Here is a 20,860-nt window from a genome sequence, read left to right as displayed (position 1 = left end):
TCGCTTTTGCTTTGCTTGTTTAATTGCTGGAAGAACTTGTACTTGAAGATAAATAATTAGAAAGAATATCTTTCAAATCATTATCCTTAATTGAAACATTTCCGCCCTTCAGGACTTTGGAAATAACACCTTGCAACACAGTTGAATCATTCATATCATTATCAATGATTTGTTTTTTAAGTTCGGCGATATGATCTGACATTTTACCTTTAGCCGGACGTTTGAGAGATTTAATAATATGATAGCCGTAACTCGTTTTGACCGGAGTTTTTGTGTATTCCCCTTGTTTCAAGCTAAAAGCAGCTTTCTTGAAACTTGAATCAAGTGAACTATTAGTATTATCAAAAGCTGCAAGTTTTCCGCCTTTATTCTTAGTTGCACTATCAGTTGAGTACTTTTTAGCTAATTTGCTAAAACTTGCGCCCTTGTTTAACTGATTAATAATATTTTGAGCAGTGGATTTTTTAGCGACTAAGATATGAGCAACGGTCGTTTTAGGTTGATATTTTTTCCATTGCTTTTTCAGCTGTTTATTAGTAATTTTGACGTGATCTTTAACAGCTTCTTTTAGTAACAGACTTGAACGAATAGACTGCTTGAAACTTGAGGTAGTCATACTGTTGTTTGATAAAAGTGAAGAAAACGAAGATCCATATTCCTTCTTGTAAGTGTTATAAGTATTATTAACTTTCTTTTGAGAAACCTTATCTCCATAATCTTTTTCTAAGACTTTATCCAGAATCATCTGTTCCAAGACTTGTTTACCAGAAGAAGTTTTCTTCATACTGTCATAATATGCACTCTCAGTAATTTTTCCACCGGAAGTGGTAGCGACAGTTTTGGAACATGCTCCTAGCGACAGTGTTAGCATGACGCCAGCTGCTGCAAGTAACCATTTTTTCATTATCTAAAACACATCCAATCTAAAGTATTCAATTAATAACTAACGTTTATAACTATAACACAAGCAATGAGTTGAGACAGTTAAAAAAGTAAAATTTACAAAAAATTTCACTTTTTATTCATGGTTAAGTCGCGAAACACTTTATATTTTAGGAAACTCTTGCTGCAATGCCGCTAATCGTTTTAAAATTGGCTCGATTTTAAATTGATATTCAGTAAATGATTTTTCTAAGTCAGCGGCAAAAGTTGAATTGACAAGCTCTTGTTCTAATAAGTGCGTGTTTTTGTTAACTGCTTTTAGAGAACGGCCGACTTTTTGCAAAGTACTATTCAACTCCTGCTTTTCAGTGACAGACAATTGCTGTTGCTTAATGGCTTTATAGAGCCAAACACTGGCAGCTAAACTGGTCCCCAAAAACAGCAATTTTTTCCAATTCATAATTAATCCTCCAATTGTTTTTTGATAGCATTAGCAATTGTTTGTAATTTTTCCGCATTATAAGCAGCTGAATTATCTTTAAAAATCATTTTGAAATCATCTTGATCGTTATAGCGCGGAATAAAGTGAATATGTGAATGAAAGACGGATTGATAAGCAACCTTGCCATTATTATTGATAATATTTAATCCTTCGATGACCGGGTTGCTGGCTTTGATTGCCCGTGCAATTTTTGGTATTCTGGAAAAAACAGTTTTAGCTAATTGTTCATCATAAGCAAAAATGTCAGTTACATGTTTTTTGGGAACCAATAGTGTGTGTCCCGGTGTCGTTTGTGAGATATCAAGGAAAGCCTTGACATCTTGATCTTCGTAGACCGTGAAACTGGGAATTTCACCGCTAATAATTTTACAAAAAATACAATCATTCATAAAAAATAACCTTCTTTCTAATTCCTTAATTTTAGTATACACTAACATTAGTAGAGTTTTTAAGCTAGTAATTAATAATTAGCATTTTTTCTTAGAAAGGAATATTTAATGGCACTTGAAATCAATAATTTAGTCGGCGGTTATTCACAGATTCCAGTTTTAAAGAAAATATCTTTTCAAGTCAGGCCGGGTGAACTGGTTGGCTTGATTGGGCTGAATGGAGCTGGAAAGTCGACGACAATCAATCATATTATTGGTCTGCTGGAACCGCAGCAGGGCTCAATTAAAATTAATAATGTTACCTTAAAGCAAGATCCGCGCAAGTATAAAAAGAGCTTAGCTTATATTCCAGAGATGCCGCTGCTTTATCCCGAATTGACTTTAAAAGAACACCTTGATTTGACGATCAAGGCTTATGATTTAAATCCAACAGTTGCTTGGAAGCTTGCGCGGCAGTTATTGAAAGTTTTTCGTTTAGATAATAAATTAACTTGGTTCCCAGCTAAGTTTTCAAAGGGAATGCGGCAAAAAGTTATGATTGTTTGCGCTTTTATTACGCAGGCTGATTATTATATTATTGATGAACCGTTTTTGGGCTTAGATCCATTAGCAACCCGTGATTTATTGGAATTGATAAGTAAGGAGAAAAAAAGAGGGGCAGGAATTTTAATGTCAACTCATGTTTTAAGTACGGCACAGACCAAATGTGACTATTTTGTTTTGCTGCAGGCAGGCCAAATCAAAGCGCAAGGGGATCTAGCCGAACTGGAGAAACAATCGCAAATAAGCTCGCATCAGTTAGAAGATATCTATTTTGCACTCACTAAGGAAGATCGACAGTATGAATGAATTATGGAAAAAACGCAAACAAAATTATTTGAATACCCTTTTGCATTACGCAAAATATGTTTTGAATGATCATTTTGTGATTGCGCTTCTTTTTTTCATGGGTGGTTTAGCATTAGCCTATTCAAAATTAATCAAGAGCTTGCCTGAGCAGCCAAAATGGTGGGAACAACCAGTCGTGATTCTCTGGTTGTTGTTGTGGTTGCAGGTCGGTCGGTTAGCAACCTTATTGCAACCGGCAGATATGATTTTTTTAGCTCCTGAACAATACCAGCTACCTGGATATCTAAAACAGGCTTTTAAACACTCATACTTGGTTGGTGCAGGCTGGCAAGTAGTTGCTTGGTTTGTAATTTTACCGTTAGTGGGCCATGGATTAAATTGGTCGTGGCCATTATTGCTAGGGCTTTTGATTTTGCAGTTAATGTTAAAGCTGATTTGGCTGGTGGTCCAGCAAGGGCAAGCCTTTAGCTGGGAAAAAGATTATATTTGGCATTTCTTGATTTTTAAGTGGCTGTTGCCATTGTCGTGTTTAGCGCTGTATGTTTTGACCAGTAATTTATTCAGCCTTTTAATACCAGCGGCAGTGATTATTGGACAAACTTTATTGCCTCGTTCAGCAAAAAATAAGGGAATTTTTAATTGGCAACAAATGATTAAAAATGAGCAGCAGCGGATGCAATCGATTTATCGGGTAATTAATTTGTTCATTGATGTCCCGCAGATTAAAGGTCGAATTTATCGTTTACGTTGGCTGGACGGCTGTTTACCATCAATTAGAAAATCACCAAGTATTTATGATTTTCTATTTATGCGTAGTTTTTTGCGTCGCAGTGAGTATAGCGGCTTATTTATACGACTAGTTGTTTTAGCTGGAATTTTACAAGCAATTCTCAAGGGTTTTTGGTTACCGATAATCTTAGACCTGATCTTTATCTATTTAATTGGTTTTCAGCAGTTTCCACTATATTTTACTTTTGATGATAATGCTTTGACTTACTTGTATCCGGTTGACAAGAAAGTTAAGTATCAAGCTTTTAAACGATTGAATTGGAAATTAATGCTGCTGGCAGCAGTGATTTTACTGGTGATTGGTCAGTTGATCGAGTTCGATCTTAAACGTTTGCTGTTTGAAATCATTGGTGTTTTAATAGAGATTTGGTTACTAAACAATTTATTTTTATTGTCATATCTAAAAAAAAGAACTTGACACTTAGATTTAAAGTTTTGTAAACTAAAACTTAGTTGAGTACTAAATCAGAGAGGACTGGCCGTCATGGATTTTAGACTAGATAACGGCTGGCAGATCAGACCTATTGGTGGCAGTACTGGAATGGCTTACATGGGAATCAACGAGGAGCAGCAGAAGTTATTTATTAAGCGTAACACCTCACCATTCTTAGCTGCATTGTCACTTGAAAAAATTACGCCACGGTTAGTGTGGACGAAACATACTTCGACAGGAGATACACTGACAGCTCAGGAGTGGCTGAATGGGCGTTGCTTAAAAAGGAAAGAAATGAAAGATCCAGCTGTGGCAAAACTGATTGCCAGGGTGCATCAGTCGAATTTATTGAAAAAAATGTTGCGACAAGTTGGTGGGGTCTATCTTTCTCCAGCAGATCTGCTAGGTAATTATTTTCGGGGATTAAGCAGTGACTTGCGGCATCACCCATTATTAAAAAAGGTGGCTAATTTCTTACGAGCTAATCAGCCGATGTTAGATTATCATCATTATCAGGTTAGTCATGGTGATTTAAATCATAAAAATTGGTTGCTTTCGGATAATGGTCGTTTGTACTTAGTCGATTGGGAATCAGCGGCTTTAGCTGATCCAGCATTGGATTTAAGTATGTTAATGCGTCAGTATGTTCCACGTCAAGATTGGCAAGATTGGTTAATCAACAAGTATCAGATCAGAGTTGATCAGCAATTGAAAAAAAGACTTCAGTGGTATGAAATGGTACAATTATTGCTTGAGATCAAAGAATTTCATCAGCGTGGTCGTTTCTTTGAAATGAACCGAAACATATTGGATTTAGCCAAGATATTTAAAAAAATGATTTGAATCAATAAATTTTGGGACATATTCAGGATTGAATGTGTCTGTTTTTGTTTTAGGGCAAGGAGGATAAAATTTATGCGTTTGCGGAATAAACCCTGGGCGAAGCCGCTGATTGCCAAAAATTCAGCTAAAATAGTGATTGAACCGGCAATTTATCGTGGAAAATGGCAATCACGATTTGTAAAAAGAGCGCCGCTTTTTTTAGAAATCGGTATGGGTAAGGGAAAATTTATCATTGAGATGGCTAAAAAGCATCCTGAAAATAACTATATTGGAATGGAGCTGCAGACGACGGTGGCAGCCATGGCCCTTAAGAGGCTCTTGCAGGCAGATGAGATGCCAACTAATCTCCAATTAGTTTGCGGTAATGGCAATCAATTATTGGAATTTTTTGCAAGCAATGAAATTAGTGGGATTTTTTTAAATTTTTCAGATCCATGGCCCAAAAAAAAGCAAGCTAAACGACGCTTGACTTATCAGACATTTTTAAGTCAATATCAGCAGGTAATGGCACCAAATGGGAAAATCGAATTTAAAACCGATAATCAAGGACTTTTTGAGTTTTCAATAAAAAGCTTAAATAATTTTGGTATGAAATTTGATGGCATTTGGTTAGACCTACACCATAGTGAGGCCAACGAAACCAATATTATGACTGAATATGAGGAGAAATTTAGTCAAAAAGGACAACCGATCTTCAAATTAATCGCGCATTTTAATTAGTTGATCATCAAAAACCTGAAAACAAAATTTTTTGTTTTCAGGTTCATGTTTGAAAAGCTTATTAATTGTTGGCAATGGGATTTTTAAGATAATTGCTGCGTTTTAACTCTAGCACACTACCAGTATTAGCATCAGCCAAAAAGTCATATTGAATCAGTTGCTGATCTTCTAAACGTGAAATTCCACCACGATAAACATCCGTCTTTAAAGCAAAGCGTTGAAAATGTTGTGGCTGCATGTTGATCCAAGAATCCTGAACTGGGGTCTCGGCCTGAAAAGCTGAGCGAATTTTTTTAAGGATTTGCTGAGGTGTTAGTTTGGTTGGCTGCTGGAGATTTCCGTTGGCTTGCAATCCGCTGATAAATCCAGCAATAGCACCAAAAATAAGTGGAAAGAAAACGTTAGCTTTAATTTTCATTGGGAAAACCTCCTTGGTGATTGTTTAAATTGAGTATAGCACAACTAAAAAAAGTGGTGCAAAAAATTATAAATTTTGGTTTCAAACGCAACTTGCTTTATAATGAAAGCAAACTTATTGGAGGTAGCATTTATGCAAAAATTGGAAAAAATTGATCAGCAGAGTTTGCAGCAAAAGTTTGCCAAAGGAAAATTTGTTTTTTTCTTTGAAGCCGGATGGTGTCCTGATTGTCAATTTATCAAGCCAGCAATGCCAGCGATTGAAAAAGACTTTCCACAATATAAATTTATAAAAGTTGATCGTGATGAGAATCTTGATTTATGTCAAGAAATGGGGATCCTTGGTATCCCAAGTTTTGTTGTTTACGAGAATGGCAAAGAGGTCAGTCGCTTTGTTAATAAAGATCGAAAGACCAAAGCTGAAGTTGAGGCTTTTTTGATGAAGTCTTAACAATTAATTTTTGAGGGAGTTCTAGGAATGTTGATTACTTGTTATAACCCAGCTCAACTGGGTGATGTTTTGCTGGTGATTTTAGGCCAGCCGAAAGCTGAACAGATAGTTAGCCGCAAAGGAAACATTGTTCAAATTGCAGATCGGAAGTCTGGCCAGATTATCGGTTTTAATTTTTTCAAAGTTTCTGAAATTTTGAATGATTTAACAGCCATTGGTCAAGTTATTTTAGATTCACAGCAGTTAAAAAAATTAAATCAATCATTACAAGCTGCGGGAATAAATTATACACTAATAGCTGATCAGGATGCTAAATTTGTGGTTGGCTATGTTGAAAAATGTGAGCCGCATCCAAACTCAAATCATTTGCACCTAACACAAGTCAGAGTTGATAAAGCTCAAAAACTACAAATTGTTTGTGGAGCACCTAATATAGCTGCTGGACAAATGGTGGTAGTAGCCAAAGTTGGTGCAATGATGCCCAATGGAGAGATTATTTGGCCAGGAAACTTACGTGGCGCCGTTAGCAATGGCATGATTTGTGCAGCTCGTGAATTAAAATTACCGCATGCTCCTCAAAAAAGAGGCATTTTAGTTTTGCCGCCTGAGAAATATCAAGTGGGTTCAATTTTTGATCTGCACCATGCACAAAAAGTTGATTGGAAATTTTAAAAAGATCGTGTTGGCCGGAATTTGTCAGTGAAAACTGAATTTCCGGTTATTTATTTGAAACATGAAATTTTTTAGTAAGAGGAGTATTAATTATGGAACATTATGATGGTCCGGCAATTTTACGTTTTAAAAAGAGACTGCCAGAAGCTAAGCGTTCGATAACTCATAAAACGCTTAATCAGCAGGAGAAAAATAAATTGCATAATTTTCATCCAAGTTATATTCCACCGTCGCTTCAAAATTTACAGCAACCAAAAACTACTCCAAAATATCAGCAGATTTTAGCAACCATGGTTAAACCAGCTGAAAGTTATTTGCTATTTGAATCAGTTGCTATGTCCGATTCAGCAAAGGCTAAAGAAAACTCTGCGGGAAAAAATGCTTCAGTTAAATTGATCTCAGCTGCAAAGAATGTGCCAGAAAATCAGCAAGTCTCACCACAGCCAACCTTTGTAGTTACTGAAGCAATTAGCAACGAGCAAACACCAATTTTAAAGTCTTCGACAACTGGTACTATTCACTCAAAAATCAATACATCGGTCGAAGCAGTAAATGACAGATCAGTGATTCATGATCAAACTGATCGATCAATAGTAATTAAAGCTAAACAGACTGATAAATCAAGTAAAGATGCAAAGCAAGCCCCCGCTGCAGTAGTTAAGCCGGCGATGCCTGGTTCTCAGCAAATGGATGGTGATTCTACTAATTTGCAGTTACAAGAGCAACCACAGGCTCAGCCGGCTGACTTGATTGATCAGTCAAAGATTCCGGCAGGTGCTGAGACTAATTCAAAATTAAATTTACCGTTAGAATTGTTGCCAACCCCAATTTCAGCGACCGATCAATCGATGGATGACTGGGTCTTAAATGAAAGCGAAACGCTTAATCAAACATTGGAGTCATTTCATGTTAAAGCCAGTGTTGATAATTGGACAGTGGGGCCAACAGTTACGCAATTTGAAATCAAACTTGTACCCGGAGTCAAAGTCAATAAGATTACCAATTTGAGTGATGATTTGAAATTAGCACTGGCGGCTAAGGATATTCGGATTGAAGCGCCAATTCCTGGGAAGAGCAGCGTCGGAATTGAGATTCCTAATCTGTATTCACGTCCAGTCATGTTGGCAGAAATTCTTAATACAACAACTTTTCAACAAGCTGTTTCACCATTGACAGTGGCTTTAGGCGTGGATTTGTTTGGTCAACCCCGGATTATGGATCTGCGAAAAATGCCGCATGGACTAATTGCTGGAGCGACCGGAGCAGGAAAATCAGTTTTTATTAATAGTTTGCTGATTTCTTTGCTGTATAAGACGACAGCTGCTCAAGTTAGATGGCTTTTAATCGATCCAAAAGCTGTTGAATTAGCAGCTTATCATGATTTGCCCCAATTGTTAGCTCCAGTTATTTCTGATCCAGCGGCAGCTACCGCGTCATTAAAATGGGTAGTTGAGGAGATGGAAGATCGTTATCAACGTTTAGCAGCAGCTGGTGTACGCAATATTGAAAGCTACAATCAACAGGCTATTGACCATCAGCAATTTAGCTTGCAATTGCCATATATTGTCGTCGTGATCGATGAACTAGCAGATTTAATGATGGTCGCTTCTAGTGACGTCCAAAATTATATTGCCCGGATCACGCAAAAGGCACGAGCAGCGGGAATTCATTTATTGATTGCGACTCAACGCCCAAGTGTTGATGTAGTGACTGGGACGATCAAAAACAACATTCCGACCAGAATTGCTTTTATGGTTTCAAGTCAAACTGATTCACGAACGATTCTCGATACTGCTGGAGCAGAGCGACTTTTGGGAAAGGGCGATCTGCTGTATTTAGGAAGTGGTTCAAGTCAGCCGATTCGTTTACAAGGTGCCTTTGTCGGTGATGAAGTCGATCGAATAACTGATTATCTACGGCAGCATTCACAACCAAATTATCTTTTTGATCCGACAAGTTTAAAAGCAGCTGTACAGGCCCAGGAAAAAGAAGATGATCTTTTTCCGCAGGTGATGGCATATCTCGTTAATGAAGAAACAATTTCAACTTCAAAGTTGCAGCGTATTTTTTCAATTGGTTATAATCGAGCAGCTGGCTTGATCGATGAATTGGAAGCACGCGGTTATATTTCAGCAGCACGCGGTTCTAAGCCACGGAAAGTTTTCATTAAAAAAACCGATCTTACTGAAAATTGACTGAAAAAATCTTAACACAAAAGCAGGCTGTTTTATGGTAAACTTAGCAATGGTTGCAAACATGATAAACAGCAATAAAGGAGATGCGATCATGGATAAGGAGACAACATATTTCTTTGTCGGAATCAAAGGTACAGGGATGAGTTCGCTGGCACTACTTTTGCACGACAAGGGCTTAAAAGTAACAGGCTCGGATATTGACAAGTATACGTTCACTCAGCGTGGATTAGAGCAAGCTGGGATTAAAATCTTACCATTTGACGAAAAAAACATTCATTCTGGTTTGACAATTGTTCAAGGCAATGCTTTTGATCAAGATCATCCAGAAATTAAAAAAGCTCATGAATTAGGGTTGCAAATTTTCAGTTATCCAGCAATGGTTGAAAAAGTCATTAGGGAAACTACTAGTATTGGAATTGCTGGTTCACATGGGAAAACCAGTACAACTGGTTTATTAGCTCATGTTTTAAGTGGAATTGCTCCCACAAGTTATTTGGTTGGCGATGGCAGCGGCAAGGGTGTTCCGGCGGCACGTTTTTTTGTGTTTGAAGCCGATGAATATCGACGTCATTTTGTAGCTTATCACCCAGATTATGTGATTATGACGAATATTGATTTTGATCACCCAGACTATTTTACCGGAATTGAAGATGTCTTTGATGCATTTATGACCCTTGCCAGTCAGACTAAAAAAGCAATCTTTGCTTGGGGTGAGGATAAATATTTGCGGAATTTAAAAGCTTCGGTTCCAGTTCATTACTATGGGACAAAGGAAAATGATGAATTTCGTGCAAGCAATATTAAGCGGACAACACAGGGATCAACGTTTGATGTTTACCGCGAGGAAGAGTTTTTGGGTAATTATAAAATTCCGTTATTTGGCGAACATAATGTTTTAAATAGTTTAGCAGTGATTGCAGTATCTTATTGCGAGCAAGTACCACAGGAAGAAATCAAACGTGAGTTGTTGAGCTTTAAGGGTGTTAAACGTCGCTTTACTGAGAAAAAGGTTGCTGATATGACGATTATTGATGATTATGCCCATCATCCATCTGAGATTAAGGCAACTTTGGATGCTGCTCGGCAAAAATATCCTAAAAAAGAAATTATTGCCGTTTTTCAACCGCATACTTTTAGTCGAACGATTGCTTTAATGGATGAATTTGCTGAAAGTTTGAATCTGGCAGATAAAGTTTTCTTAACTGATATCTTTAGTTCAATCCGTGAACACAATGGGAGTGTTTCAAGTAATGACTTAGGCAGCAAGATAACGAAGGGTGGAGAAGTCCTTAAGCTTGATAATATGTCTCCATTGCTTGATTTTCATGATGCTGTGGTTGTCTTTATGGGTGCAGGCGATATTCAGAAGTATGAATATGCTTACGAGCGATTATTGAGTAATTTGAGTTTAAAAAATAATTAATTACATCAAATATGAGGTAATTAATTGAGCGATTTTGAGCAGTATGTTAAGATATAACTAGAAGACTATTGGAGGTGGCGCAATCGGTGTCTAGCGATGGACAGAGATTTGGAAAAACGATTGATGAAATAGGTGAAGGAGAAACACTGACTGTTAATGAAAGTATTGATCATCAGCAAGTCTTACTTTATTTAGGGATGACTGATGATCAAAATCCGCTTTATTCAAACAAGAGGTATGCCCAACAGCAAGGTTATCAAGCTAAAATAGTGCCTGGAATGTTAGTCACTAGCATTATTACAACAACAGTTTCGAAAATCTTACCGGGGCCAGGAAGTCAGATTGTTAATTTAGCAATTAATTATCTTAAACCGGTTTATCAAGATGAAAATTTGACATTTAGCTTGACAGTTATTAAAGTTGATAAGATGAAAGAGGTTGTAACACTATCTGTGACTGCAAATGAGCAAGCAAATCGAATTTTGGACGCGATTGTCATGGTCAAACCACCACATCAGGTTTTAAATGAGTCAAAAGTTTCGATAGGAGTGAATGCTAATGAATGAAGAACAACAAAGAGTAATTATTAATCCCAATGAAGCGGGATTGCAAGGCTTTTTGGCTAAAATGTATGGCTTTATGGCTGGAGCAATTGCTATTTCTGCTGTGATTGCTTACCTAATTTCTAATGTCTTTTATGTTCAAACGCTTAATTTTATTGCACAAAATCAGTTAATTGTTTGGCTGCTTTTTGGTTTGCAGTTTGTTATTGTTTTAGGTATGTCGTTTAAAGCTGACCGCTCACCGGTCATGACGGGTTTGGGGTTGCTTTCGTATGCAGTAATTGAAGGCTTGTTCTTTGGTGTCATTGTTTCTGCTTATGCTAAGCTTGATGTTACGATGGCTTTTGTTGGGGCGGCAGCAGTTTTTGCCACGATGGCAGTGATTGGAACAACGACCAAAAAGGATCTTTCAAGAATTGGTACGCAGGCTTTGGCGGCTTTGATTGCCTTAGTGATTGTTTCACTAATTAATCTCTTCTTACAGAGTTCGGTGATTATGTATGTTTTCTCATTTATTGGTGTGATTATCTTCACTGCATTAACTGCTTGGGATGCTCAAAAGTTCAAACGGCTGTATTTTCAAACAGCTGGTCAGATTAATGAAAATAATTTGGCTTTAATGGGAGCATTGCAGCTTTATCTGGATTTTATCAATTTGTTTATCAGTTTATTAAATATTTTTGGCGGTTTCAACCGCAATTGATTTTAAAATCAATTCTGAATTAGTCGTAGCTATTAAATGCTGCGACTATTTTTTTGCTGAAAACTATCGTTGAATCTTTTTCTTTGTTAAAATAAGGCTAGGAAAATAAAGGAGTTCGAATATAAATGAAGGAAACTAACAAATTATTATTGATCGATGGCAATAGTGTGGCTTTTCGGGCCTTTTTTGCCTTGCATCAATCATTAGAACGTTTCATCAATCATGATGGTTTGCACACCAATGCAATTTATGGTTTTAAAAAAATGTTGGATAATATTTTGGCAACAGTTCAACCTACTCATGTTCTAGTGGCTTTTGATGCTGGTAAGCAAACCTTTCGTACGGAAAAGTTTGCTGCTTATAAACAAGGCCGTGCTAAAACACCAAGTGAATTAAGTGAACAATTTCCTTTTTTAAAAAAAATGCTGAGTGCCTATGGGATCATTAGTTACGAGTTGACTAATTATGAAGCTGATGATATTATCGGCACTTTGGCTGCTCAAGCGGAGCTGCAGGATTTTCAAGTAACGATCGTCACTGGCGATCGTGATCTGACACAATTGGCAACAACCAAAACGACCGTCGCGGTTAATCAAAAAGGTGTTAGTGAAATTGAAAAATATACTCCAGCTCATGTACAGGAGAAGTACGGGTTGGCGCCCGCTCAAATTGTTGATTTAAAGGGCCTGATTGGAGATAACTCTGACAACTATCCAGGTGTAACTAAAATTGGTGAAAAAACTGGATTACGCTTGTTACACCAATTTGGTTCAATTGAAGGAATTTATCAAAATCTTGACCAACTTAAGCCTTCAAAGATGAAAGAAAATTTGATTAATGAAGAATCGACAGCTTTTTTATGCAAAGATCTAGCACAAATTAGACGAGATGCGCCGATAGAAATCAAAATGGATCAACTTAAGTGGGACGGACCTGATCTAAAAAGTTTGCGTGAATTTTATCTGGCAATGGATTTTCGGAGCTTTTTAAGACAAATGGCTGTTGATGGGCAATTTCAAGATCAGCAAGTGACTGCTGACCAAGAGCAAGTGACCTACCAAGTGCTTGAACAAACTAAACTGGCTAGTTTACCAGTTGTACCTGCACAGGTCACGTTTTATTTAGAAATGAGTGGCGAAAATTATCATAATGCTGAATTTGCTGGTTTTGCGATTAAAGTTGATGACAAATTTTACGTTACCCGGCAAACTGAATTATTAAAACAAGCGCCATTAAAAAATTGGTTAGAAAATCAGGAAACCAGTGTTAATTTATTTGATGCGAAACGAACGATCATCGGTTTGCGGCGATTGGGGATTCATTTGCAACGGGTCGCTTTTGACTTGTTGCTGGTTTCTTATTTATTAGATACCAGTGATAATAGCAATGATTTAGGCAAGTTAGCTCAACAGCATGATTATTATCTGGTAGCGAGTGATGAAGAAGTTTATGGCAAAGGTACAAAATATGCGATCCCGAGCAAAGATTCCCGGTTGTTTGAGCATCTTTGCCATAAAGTTCGGGCAATTGCTGAGCTTCAGCAACCATTATTAGCCAAGTTAGAAGCAAATCAGCAATTAGAACTATATTTGAAGATTGAACGACCGCTGACTTTTGTGCTAGCTGAAATGGAAATTGCTGGGATCAAAGTTGATCCACAAAAATTAAAAATGATCAGTAGTAAGTTGATCGAACAGCTTAGCGATCTGGAAAAAGCAATTTATAATGAAGCTGGTGAGGAATTTAACATCAATTCTCCTAAACAATTAGGTGTGATTCTTTTTGAAAAGCTTAAATTACCAGTTATTAAAAAAACTAAAACTGGGTATTCAACCGCAGTTGGTGTTTTAGAGAAGCTGCGTGGAATGGCACCAATTGTTGATCATATTTTAAAATACCGTCAGTTAGCTAAATTGCAGTCAACTTATATTGATGGTTTGTTGAAAGTTATTTCGGCTAAAGATCAAAAAATCCATACTCGTTATACGCAAACATTGACAGCTACTGGTCGCTTATCTTCGGTTGATCCTAATTTGCAGAATATCCCGATTAGATTAGCAGAAGGTCGTCAAATTCGTCAGGCATTCGTTCCAAGTCATGCGGGCTGGAAAATTTTCTCTTCGGATTATTCACAGATTGAACTGCGAGTTTTAGCTCATATTTCGCATGACCAGAATATGCAGGCAGCTTTTAAAGCTGGTGCGGATATTCATGCCAGCACAGCACGACAAATTTTTGGCTTAGCTGATGATGCAAAAGTAACTGCCAATCTGCGCCGACAAGCAAAAGCAGTTAATTTTGGAATTGTTTATGGGATCAGTGACTATGGCTTATCGCAAAATGTTGGGATTTCCCGTCAGCAGGCTAAAAAATTCATTGAACGTTACTTTGAGGTTTTTCCAGGTGTTCATCAATATATGCAGGAAATTGTTAAGAAGGCCCATGCCCAAGGATATGTCGAAACCTTATTCAAACGTCGCCGTTATTTGCCGGAAATTAAAAGCAAAAATTATAACTTACGATCTTTTGCCGAACGGACAGCGATGAACACACCAATTCAAGGCAGTGCAGCTGATATTATTAAAGTTGCGATGATCAGAATGCAACAAGCGCTGCAAGCAAATCATTTGCAGGCAAAAATGTTGTTGCAAGTTCATGATGAATTGATTTTTGAGGCGCCTGCTGACGAGATTCCACGCTTAGAAGAGTTGGTTCCTGGAATTATGGATAGTGCTGTAGACCTTGAAGTACCGTTAAAAGTTGAAAGTGCTTATGGAGATACTTGGTTTGAAGCGAAATAGGAGCGAAAAATTATGCCTGAATTACCCGAAGTTGAAACTGTTCGCCGTGGTTTGGAAAAATTGGTTGTTGGTCAGCGAATCACTGCTATTGATATTCGCTATCCTAAAATTATCATTGGTTCACCAGCTGAATTTTGCCAAGCCTTACATAATAAAAAATTGTTGTCAATTGGCCGACGAGGTAAATTCTTATTATTTAATTTTGATCAAAATTTGACAATGGTTTCGCATTTGCGAATGGAAGGAAAGTATTTTATTCGTCGATCTGACCAACCAATTGAAAAACATACGCATATTATTTTTCAATTGGCTAGCGGTCAGCAATTGCGCTACAATGATGTGCGTAAGTTTGGTCGAATGCAACTGGCTAAGACCGATCAAGTCCAGAATTTACCAAATTTAAGTAAATTAGGCCCTGAACCATTGAGCACTGATTTTAAATTAACAGATTTTACTCGTAAACTTTTACATTGTAAAAAGGCAATTAAGCCAGCACTTTTGGATCAAACAATTGTAGTTGGCTTGGGTAACATTTATGTTGACGAGGTATTGTGGCTCAGTCAGATCCATCCTTTGACCAGCTGTTATGAGTTGACTGCTAAGCAAGCTGCTGATTTATTTCAGAATATTATTCAAGAACTGACAGCAGCAGTCAAAGCTGGCGGTACAACAGTTAGGACTTATAGCGATGCTTTTGAACATTCAGGAAAATTTCAGTTTGCCTTACATGTCTATGGAAAGGAAGGACAGCCTTGTCAGCGTTGCGGGACAAAGATTCAAAAAATTCGGGTTGCTCAACGCGGCACACATTTTTGCCCGCAGTGTCAGCAAGCACCAGTATGAGTTTTGTCTTAGGCTTAACTGGTGGTATTGCAGCAGGGAAAACAACGGCTGCTAAAATTTTTCAAGAATTTGGGGCAGTGGTTATCGATGCTGATCAAGTTGCGCGCCAAATTGTTGCACCGCAAACGACTGGTTGGCGGCAGATCAAAGCACAGTTTGGTGAAACTTTTATTTTACCCAATCAGCAACTTGATCGAAAAAAATTAGGCCAATTAGTTTTTGCTGATCGTCGACAGTTGGCAAAACTTGATCAGATTACTGGGCCACTGATTAAAAAAGAAATTCACCAGCAGCTGCAGCAATTAAAAAAGTACCAGCCGCCACTGATTATTTTGATGGTTCCGCTTTTATTTGAGGGGGGTTATCAAAGTGACTGTGATCAAACGATGACCATCAGTTTAGCTGAACAGCTGCAAGTCAAACGCTTGATGAAACGTAATCATTTGAGTCAACCGGCTGCTAAAAACCGACTGATGGCTCAGATGTCGACGGAGAAGCGTGAACAATTGGCAGATTTTGTGATTGATAATTCGCAAGGATTTGCTCATTTGCGAAGTCAAGTGATAAAATGGCTACAGGAAAAGCAGTTTGTTTAAAGAAAATTTAATGAGGTGGATTAAATGAGATGTCCTCATTGCCAGCACAATGGATCACGGGTCGTTGACAGTCGTCCAACTGATGACGGAAAAGTTATTCGACGGCGACGTGAATGTGAAGCATGTGGTTTTCGTTTTACTACATTTGAAAGAATTGAAGAAACGCCTTTATTAGTAATTAAAAAAAATGGTGAACGTGAAGAATTCAGTCGTGATAAAATTTTGCGGGGAATTATTCGATCAGCAGAGAAAAGACCAGTTGGGATGGATAAAATTACCCAGATTGTTGATCAAGTTGAAACTAAGATTCGTTCTTTAGGTGAAAATGAAGTTTCTAGTCAGTTGATCGGTGAATACGTAATGGGATTATTAGCAGATGTTGATGAAATTTCTTATATTAGGTTTGCCAGCGTTTATCGGCAATTTAAGGATATGAGTGTTTTTATGAAAGAGTTGAAAGAAATGATGGCTCGTGATAAGAAAAATTCGCAAGCTGATCATCCAGCCGATAAATCTACCAAGAAGTAGAAGGTGGGGGTAATGGTAAAAAAAGTAAAATTTAGTCCGCAAACTCAATTTGAGCTGACCGCTCCTGAACGAGTCCTTGCTGGAGATCAAGAAATTGTCCTGTGGCTTTATCAGCCATTGCTAGGGCCAACAGCCAGCAGTTTGTATGGCTTATTTCAAACCTGGACAGTGACTGAACTGAAAACTGGATTTTGTTATCAATTGTTGGAGCAATTAAATAGCGGCTGGCGGAATTTTACTGAAGCTTTGCAGCATTTAGAAGCACTTGGTTTATTGCGAACCTTTGTTAGAGAAACTGATTTTGAAGCACAGTTATTGTTTTCACTTCAGCGTCCGCAACAGCCTAGTAGTTTTTTTAAAGATGACTTATTAAGAAGTTTATTATTAGAAACTGTTGGCGAGCAGCATTATCAACGATTAGCGGCACATTTTTTCGCACCAAGTGATCAGCAATCATTTACTGGCAAAGAAATCTCCAAAAATTTGCTTGATGTTTATCAAGTTGGTGCTGAAGACTTGGCCCATGCTAGGTTGGTAAAAATTAATCGACCGGCAAAATCAGACTCAGTAGCCAATGTACCGGCAATTAAGTTAGATGTTCCTTTGCTCAAACAATTATTAAGTAAATCATTTGTCAATCAAGCACAGGTTTGGCAGCATCAATCAGCGTTGAAGACAGCAAGTTTGGTTTATGGTTTAGATGAAATCAAAATTGTTCATTTATTGGAAAATGCTGCAAATGTTCAAACGGATCAGGTTGACTTTAAGTTGTTTTTTCAATTATTGCATGCTAATCAAGCATCACAGCCAATTAAAAACAAAGGAAAAACTGCTAGTAAGTTGGATAAAGCAGCGATGCCAGTCAGCAAAACAGATACGTTTGTTCAGCAGTTGTTAGCTGCCTGTCAAGCCTATGCTCCAGGTGAATTTTTGCAGACTCTTAAAGCGGAAGCAGGAAGTTTTGTCACAAGTTCAGAGCGCAACTTGATCGAGCAGTTTGGCGGTTTAGACTATTTGTCTCCAGAGGTGATTAATGTTTTAATCTATTATATGATTGTTGATCGCGATATGCCAAGCTTAAATCGAGCTTTTTTTGAAAAAGTTGCAGCTGATTGGAAACGAAAAAAAGTTACTGATGCTTGGTCGGCTCTTAGCCAAATTCACCAAGTCAAAGAAAAAGCTATAACTAATCAAAAAAGTAGCGACCAGCGAAGACCTATATTTCATTCAAAACGAATCATTCAAAAAGAAAAGTTACCTGATTGGGCGCAAGAAGGTTATCAACTAACGAAAAAGTCAGCTGCATCTGAGCAGGAAATCAAAAAAATTGAAAAAGAACTCAAAAAGTTTAAAAAATAAGGTGGTGTAATCAATGCACGATATTGGCAAACAGTTTGAAAATGAATTGGATAAGCACAACTGGAACAAAAATTATCAACAACTGATCAAAACGGCTTTTGCTGATCCGGAAGTTCGGGCATTGATTGCTGCTCATCATGATGAACTGACTACGGCCGATTTGAAAAGAAGTGCCAGCAAGGTTTATGAGTTTGTCACGGTTAAAAATCAGTTGAAAGCTGGTCAGACAACTTTGGCACCAGGCTATGTACCACAATTACAGGTTGTTGATCATTCACTTGAAGTTAGTTATGTGCCCGGTCAGCAGCTGCAAGAACAACAAAAGCAAGCTCAGTTGCAGCAGCGAATGCAGCTGGTAAATTTGCCAAGAGCATTGCGCCGTGCTCAGCTGGCCAATTTTGAAGTAGCTGGTCGTCAAGCAGCAGCTGTTGCGGCTGTAAATTTTGTGAAAGCTTATTTGGACTCACCGCAGACTTTTCATCAAGGTTTATATCTGTCAGGTAGTTTTGGAGTTGGTAAAACTTACTTATTAGCAGCAATTGCTAATAGTTTGGCTGCCGAAGGATATCGTTCTTTGTTAGTTCATTTTCCTTCGTTTGCAGTTAATTTAAAAAATTCAATTGGAACTGATCGCACACGAAATTTAACGGAAAAGTTAAAGAATGCGCCAGTCTTAATGATTGACGACTTAGGTGCAGATCAGTTGTCAAGTTGGATCCGTGATGACGTTTTAGGAATTATTTTGCAATATCGGATGCAAGAACAGCTAGTGACGTTTTTTAGTTCGAATTTATCGCTAAAAGAATTGCAGGATGGGTATTTAACGATTAATAATCGTGGTGAAGCTGAACCATTAAAAGCACAGCGGATTATGGAAAGAATTCGTTATTTAGCGCAAGAGATCAGAATGGTCGGAAGAAATCGCCGTAATTCGTAGTTTCTTTTAAGAAAACTTGAATTTTGGCAGGAAGCGTGTTTTAATTAGAATTAATTGATGTGGAAGATAAACGGCTGTTAAATTACAGGGATGGCAGGATTGATTGAGAACTTGCTGCATAACAGCTTACCGCTTCCATTTACAGCTCAGTCAAATGCTGGGTCGGATCGTTGTCGTTAATGACGGATTGAGGAGATCAATTTTATTTGGTCTTAAATTTGGGTGGAACCACGTAATTAGCGTCCCAAACAGATAGTTAAAATGTCTGTTTGGGATTTTTTTATTGGAAAATTTAGGAGGTAATATCTTATGGCAAAAATCAAAATTGAATTTCCTGATGGTAATTTTAAAGAATTTGAAATGCAAACAACAGTTAAAATGGTTGCGGCATCGATTAGCAACAGTTTGGCTAAAAAAGCAGTTGGTGCTCGTTTCAATGGTGAGTTGGTTGGTTTAGCCCATCAGTTAACAACTAATGGTTCAATTGAAATTTTGACTAAAGACCAATCGGCTGCTTTGCCGATTCTTTGGCAAACCGGGGCAGTTGTTTTAGGTGCAGTTTTGAGTCAGTTGTATCCGCAAATGAATTTTGGCGAAAATGCGGCAACCGAACACGGATTTTATGTTGATACTGATAATCAGGCTGGTCAAGTTGCCGAAACTGACTTTGAAAAGATTACTAAAGAAGTTAGAAACCTGGTTAAAAAAGCTTTGCCTTTAGAAGAAGTTTCATATGATGTTGCTGAAGCTCTTAAACTAATTGGTGATGATCCCTATCGGCAAGATTTGATCAAGTCAAAGGCACAGGGCAATCAAGTTAGGGCAATTAAGTTAGGTAATTTTGTTGATTTTTCTGCAACTGCCGTTTTACCTAATAGTTCAGCTTTGAAATTTTTTAAAATTTTGTCAGTTGCTGGAGCTTATTGGAAAGGTGCTTCAAGCAATCCAATGCTGCAGCGGGTTTATGGAACAGCTTTCTTCAAACAAGCTGATCTTGATGCAGAATTAGAACGGCAAAAAGAAGCTCATGAACGTGATCATCGGGTAATTGGAAATGAATTAGACTTGTTCTTTGTTGATCCTAAAGTTGGAGCTGGGCTGCCGTATTGGATGCCAAAGGGTGCTACGATCAGAAGAACAATCGAACGCTACATTATTGATCGTGAAGTTGCAGATGGATATCAACATGTTTACACCCCAGTTTTAGCTAATTTGAATGTTTATAAGCAGTCTGGACACTGGGCGCATTACCGTGAAGATATGTTTCCGCCAATGGATATGGGTGATGGTGAGATGCTTGAATTACGGCCGATGAATTGCCCATCGCATATTCAAATTTATAACCATCATATTCGGTCGTATCGTGATTTGCCGTTACGGATTGCAGAATTAGGAATGATGCATCGCTATGAAAAATCTGGTGCGTTAACTGGACTTTCGCGAGTTCGTGAAATGACTTTGAATGATGGTCATACATTTGTAACACCGGATCAAATTGAATCAGAATTTAAAAAGATCTTACAATTGATGGTTTCAGTTTACCGCGATTTTGATATTACTGATTACCGCTTCCGGTTGAGTTATCGTGATCCAAAGAATAAAGTAAAATACTTCGATAATGATGAAATGTGGGAGAAATCTCAGAAAATGTTGAAAGCTGCGATGGATGATCTGAACTTGGATTACTTTGAGGCTGAAGGTGAAGCAGCGTTTTATGGCCCTAAATTAGATGTTCAGACTAAGACAGCACTTGGTGGAGAAGAAACATTGTCAACGATTCAACTGGACTTCTTATTGCCAGAAAGATTTGATCTTCATTATGTTGGTGCTGATGGTCAAGAACACCGACCAGTGATGATTCATCGTGGTATCGTATCAACTATGGAACGGTTTGTGGCATACCTGACAGAATGTATAAGGTGCTTTCAACTTGGCTGTCACCGCAACAGTAGCTGTGATTCCAGT

The 20,860-nt window shown here is 37.8% G+C and carries 20 protein-coding genes and 1 pseudogene; 17 read left to right on the top strand and 4 right to left on the bottom strand.

From position 1 onward, the window contains the following. Nucleotides 1-19: 19 nt before the first annotated feature. The 3 genes from ON15_RS03515 to ON15_RS03505 form a co-directional block, all read right to left on the bottom strand. Nucleotides 20-904, bottom strand: a complete 885-nt coding sequence (locus tag ON15_RS03515; protein ID WP_010580105.1) for a peptidylprolyl isomerase PrsA — start codon at nt 902-904, stop codon at nt 20-22. Between the two features lie 141 nt (nt 905-1,045). After that, nucleotides 1,046-1,342: a hypothetical protein gene (locus ON15_RS03510; protein WP_010580104.1), complete on the bottom strand. Its 297-nt coding sequence runs from the start codon at nt 1,340-1,342 to the stop codon at nt 1,046-1,048. 2 nt (nt 1,343-1,344) lie between these two features. Continuing rightward, entirely contained in the window at nt 1,345-1,773 is a 429-nt protein-coding gene (locus ON15_RS03505) for an HIT family protein (protein WP_010580103.1), read from the bottom strand. A gap of 108 nt (nt 1,774-1,881) precedes the next feature. Between ON15_RS03505 and ON15_RS03500 the strand changes: the two genes are divergently transcribed. The 4 genes from ON15_RS03500 (at nt 1,882) to trmB (ending at nt 5,407) form a co-directional block, all read left to right on the top strand. Next, nucleotides 1,882-2,622, top strand: a complete 741-nt coding sequence (locus tag ON15_RS03500; RefSeq protein ID WP_010580102.1) for an ABC transporter ATP-binding protein — start codon at nt 1,882-1,884, stop codon at nt 2,620-2,622. Then, on the top strand, nt 2,615-3,829 hold the full coding sequence (locus tag ON15_RS03495) for an ABC transporter permease (protein WP_010580101.1): 1,215 nt from the start codon (nt 2,615-2,617) through the stop codon (nt 3,827-3,829). Before ON15_RS03500 ends, ON15_RS03495 begins: the two co-directional genes overlap by 8 nt. A gap of 66 nt (nt 3,830-3,895) precedes the next feature. Then, entirely contained in the window at nt 3,896-4,687 is a 792-nt protein-coding gene (locus tag ON15_RS03490) for a phosphotransferase family protein (protein ID WP_010580100.1), read from the top strand. A gap of 72 nt (nt 4,688-4,759) precedes the next feature. Beyond that, on the top strand, nt 4,760-5,407 hold the full coding sequence (gene trmB, locus ON15_RS03485; protein ID WP_010580099.1) for a tRNA (guanosine(46)-N7)-methyltransferase TrmB: 648 nt from the start codon (nt 4,760-4,762) through the stop codon (nt 5,405-5,407). A gap of 61 nt (nt 5,408-5,468) precedes the next feature. Here trmB and ON15_RS03480 read toward each other — a convergent pair whose 3' ends face one another. Continuing rightward, complete coding sequence (locus tag ON15_RS03480) at nt 5,469-5,825, bottom strand: membrane protein (protein WP_010580098.1); 357 nt, start codon at nt 5,823-5,825, stop codon at nt 5,469-5,471. A gap of 132 nt (nt 5,826-5,957) precedes the next feature. Between ON15_RS03480 and ON15_RS03475 the strand changes: the two genes are divergently transcribed. The 13 genes and pseudogenes from ON15_RS03475 to thrS form a co-directional block, all read left to right on the top strand. Next, on the top strand, nt 5,958-6,275 hold the full coding sequence (locus ON15_RS03475) for a thioredoxin family protein (RefSeq protein ID WP_010580097.1): 318 nt from the start codon (nt 5,958-5,960) through the stop codon (nt 6,273-6,275). A gap of 27 nt (nt 6,276-6,302) precedes the next feature. Beyond that, nucleotides 6,303-6,947: a YtpR family tRNA-binding protein gene (gene ytpR / locus ON15_RS03470; protein WP_010580096.1), complete on the top strand. Its 645-nt coding sequence runs from the start codon at nt 6,303-6,305 to the stop codon at nt 6,945-6,947. A gap of 92 nt (nt 6,948-7,039) precedes the next feature. Then, nucleotides 7,040-9,142 carry a DNA translocase FtsK gene (locus ON15_RS03465; protein WP_010580095.1) on the top strand — a complete coding sequence of 701 codons (2,103 nt, stop codon included), beginning with the start codon at nt 7,040-7,042 and terminating at the stop codon, nt 9,140-9,142. Nucleotides 9,143-9,233: 91 nt separating this feature from the next. Beyond that, nucleotides 9,234-10,565, top strand: coding sequence for a UDP-N-acetylmuramate--L-alanine ligase (murC, locus tag ON15_RS03460; RefSeq protein ID WP_026049466.1), 1,332 nt, complete (start codon nt 9,234-9,236; stop codon nt 10,563-10,565). Nucleotides 10,566-10,651: 86 nt separating this feature from the next. After that, complete coding sequence (locus tag ON15_RS03455; protein ID WP_010580093.1) at nt 10,652-11,131, top strand: MaoC/PaaZ C-terminal domain-containing protein; 480 nt, start codon at nt 10,652-10,654, stop codon at nt 11,129-11,131. Further along, nucleotides 11,124-11,831, top strand: coding sequence for a Bax inhibitor-1/YccA family protein (locus ON15_RS03450; RefSeq protein WP_010580092.1), 708 nt, complete (start codon nt 11,124-11,126; stop codon nt 11,829-11,831). The genes ON15_RS03455 and ON15_RS03450 overlap by 8 nt, the downstream gene beginning before the upstream one ends. 125 nt (nt 11,832-11,956) lie before the next feature. Next, the gene (polA, locus tag ON15_RS03445; RefSeq protein ID WP_010580091.1) at nt 11,957-14,632 is read left to right on the top strand and encodes a DNA polymerase I; all 2,676 of its coding nucleotides are present in this window, start codon (nt 11,957-11,959) and stop codon (nt 14,630-14,632) included. Nucleotides 14,633-14,644: 12 nt separating this feature from the next. Further along, a complete protein-coding gene (gene mutM, locus ON15_RS03440; protein WP_010580090.1) occupies nt 14,645-15,475 on the top strand; it encodes a DNA-formamidopyrimidine glycosylase in 831 nt (276 codons plus the stop codon). Then, nucleotides 15,472-16,071 carry a dephospho-CoA kinase gene (gene coaE, locus ON15_RS03435; protein WP_010580089.1) on the top strand — a complete coding sequence of 200 codons (600 nt, stop codon included), beginning with the start codon at nt 15,472-15,474 and terminating at the stop codon, nt 16,069-16,071. Before mutM ends, coaE begins: the two co-directional genes overlap by 4 nt. 24 nt (nt 16,072-16,095) lie before the next feature. Further along, on the top strand, nt 16,096-16,599 hold the full coding sequence (gene nrdR, locus ON15_RS03430) for a transcriptional regulator NrdR (protein WP_010580088.1): 504 nt from the start codon (nt 16,096-16,098) through the stop codon (nt 16,597-16,599). A gap of 12 nt (nt 16,600-16,611) precedes the next feature. Further along, complete coding sequence (locus tag ON15_RS03425; RefSeq protein WP_010580087.1) at nt 16,612-17,958, top strand: DnaD domain protein; 1,347 nt, start codon at nt 16,612-16,614, stop codon at nt 17,956-17,958. Between the two features lie 13 nt (nt 17,959-17,971). Continuing rightward, the gene (dnaI, locus tag ON15_RS03420) at nt 17,972-18,895 is read left to right on the top strand and encodes a primosomal protein DnaI (RefSeq protein ID WP_010580086.1); all 924 of its coding nucleotides are present in this window, start codon (nt 17,972-17,974) and stop codon (nt 18,893-18,895) included. Nucleotides 18,896-19,204: 309 nt separating this feature from the next. Continuing rightward, a pseudogene (gene thrS / locus ON15_RS03415) lies at nt 19,205-20,844 on the top strand (threonine--tRNA ligase); the annotation flags it as partial. Nucleotides 20,845-20,860 lie beyond the last annotated feature (16 nt).

The sequence above is a fragment of the Liquorilactobacillus vini DSM 20605 genome, from assembly GCF_000255495.1.
Taxonomy (GTDB): Bacteria; Bacillota; Bacilli; order Lactobacillales; family Lactobacillaceae; genus Liquorilactobacillus; species Liquorilactobacillus vini.
This window is presented reverse-complemented; position numbering and strand designations above follow the sequence as displayed.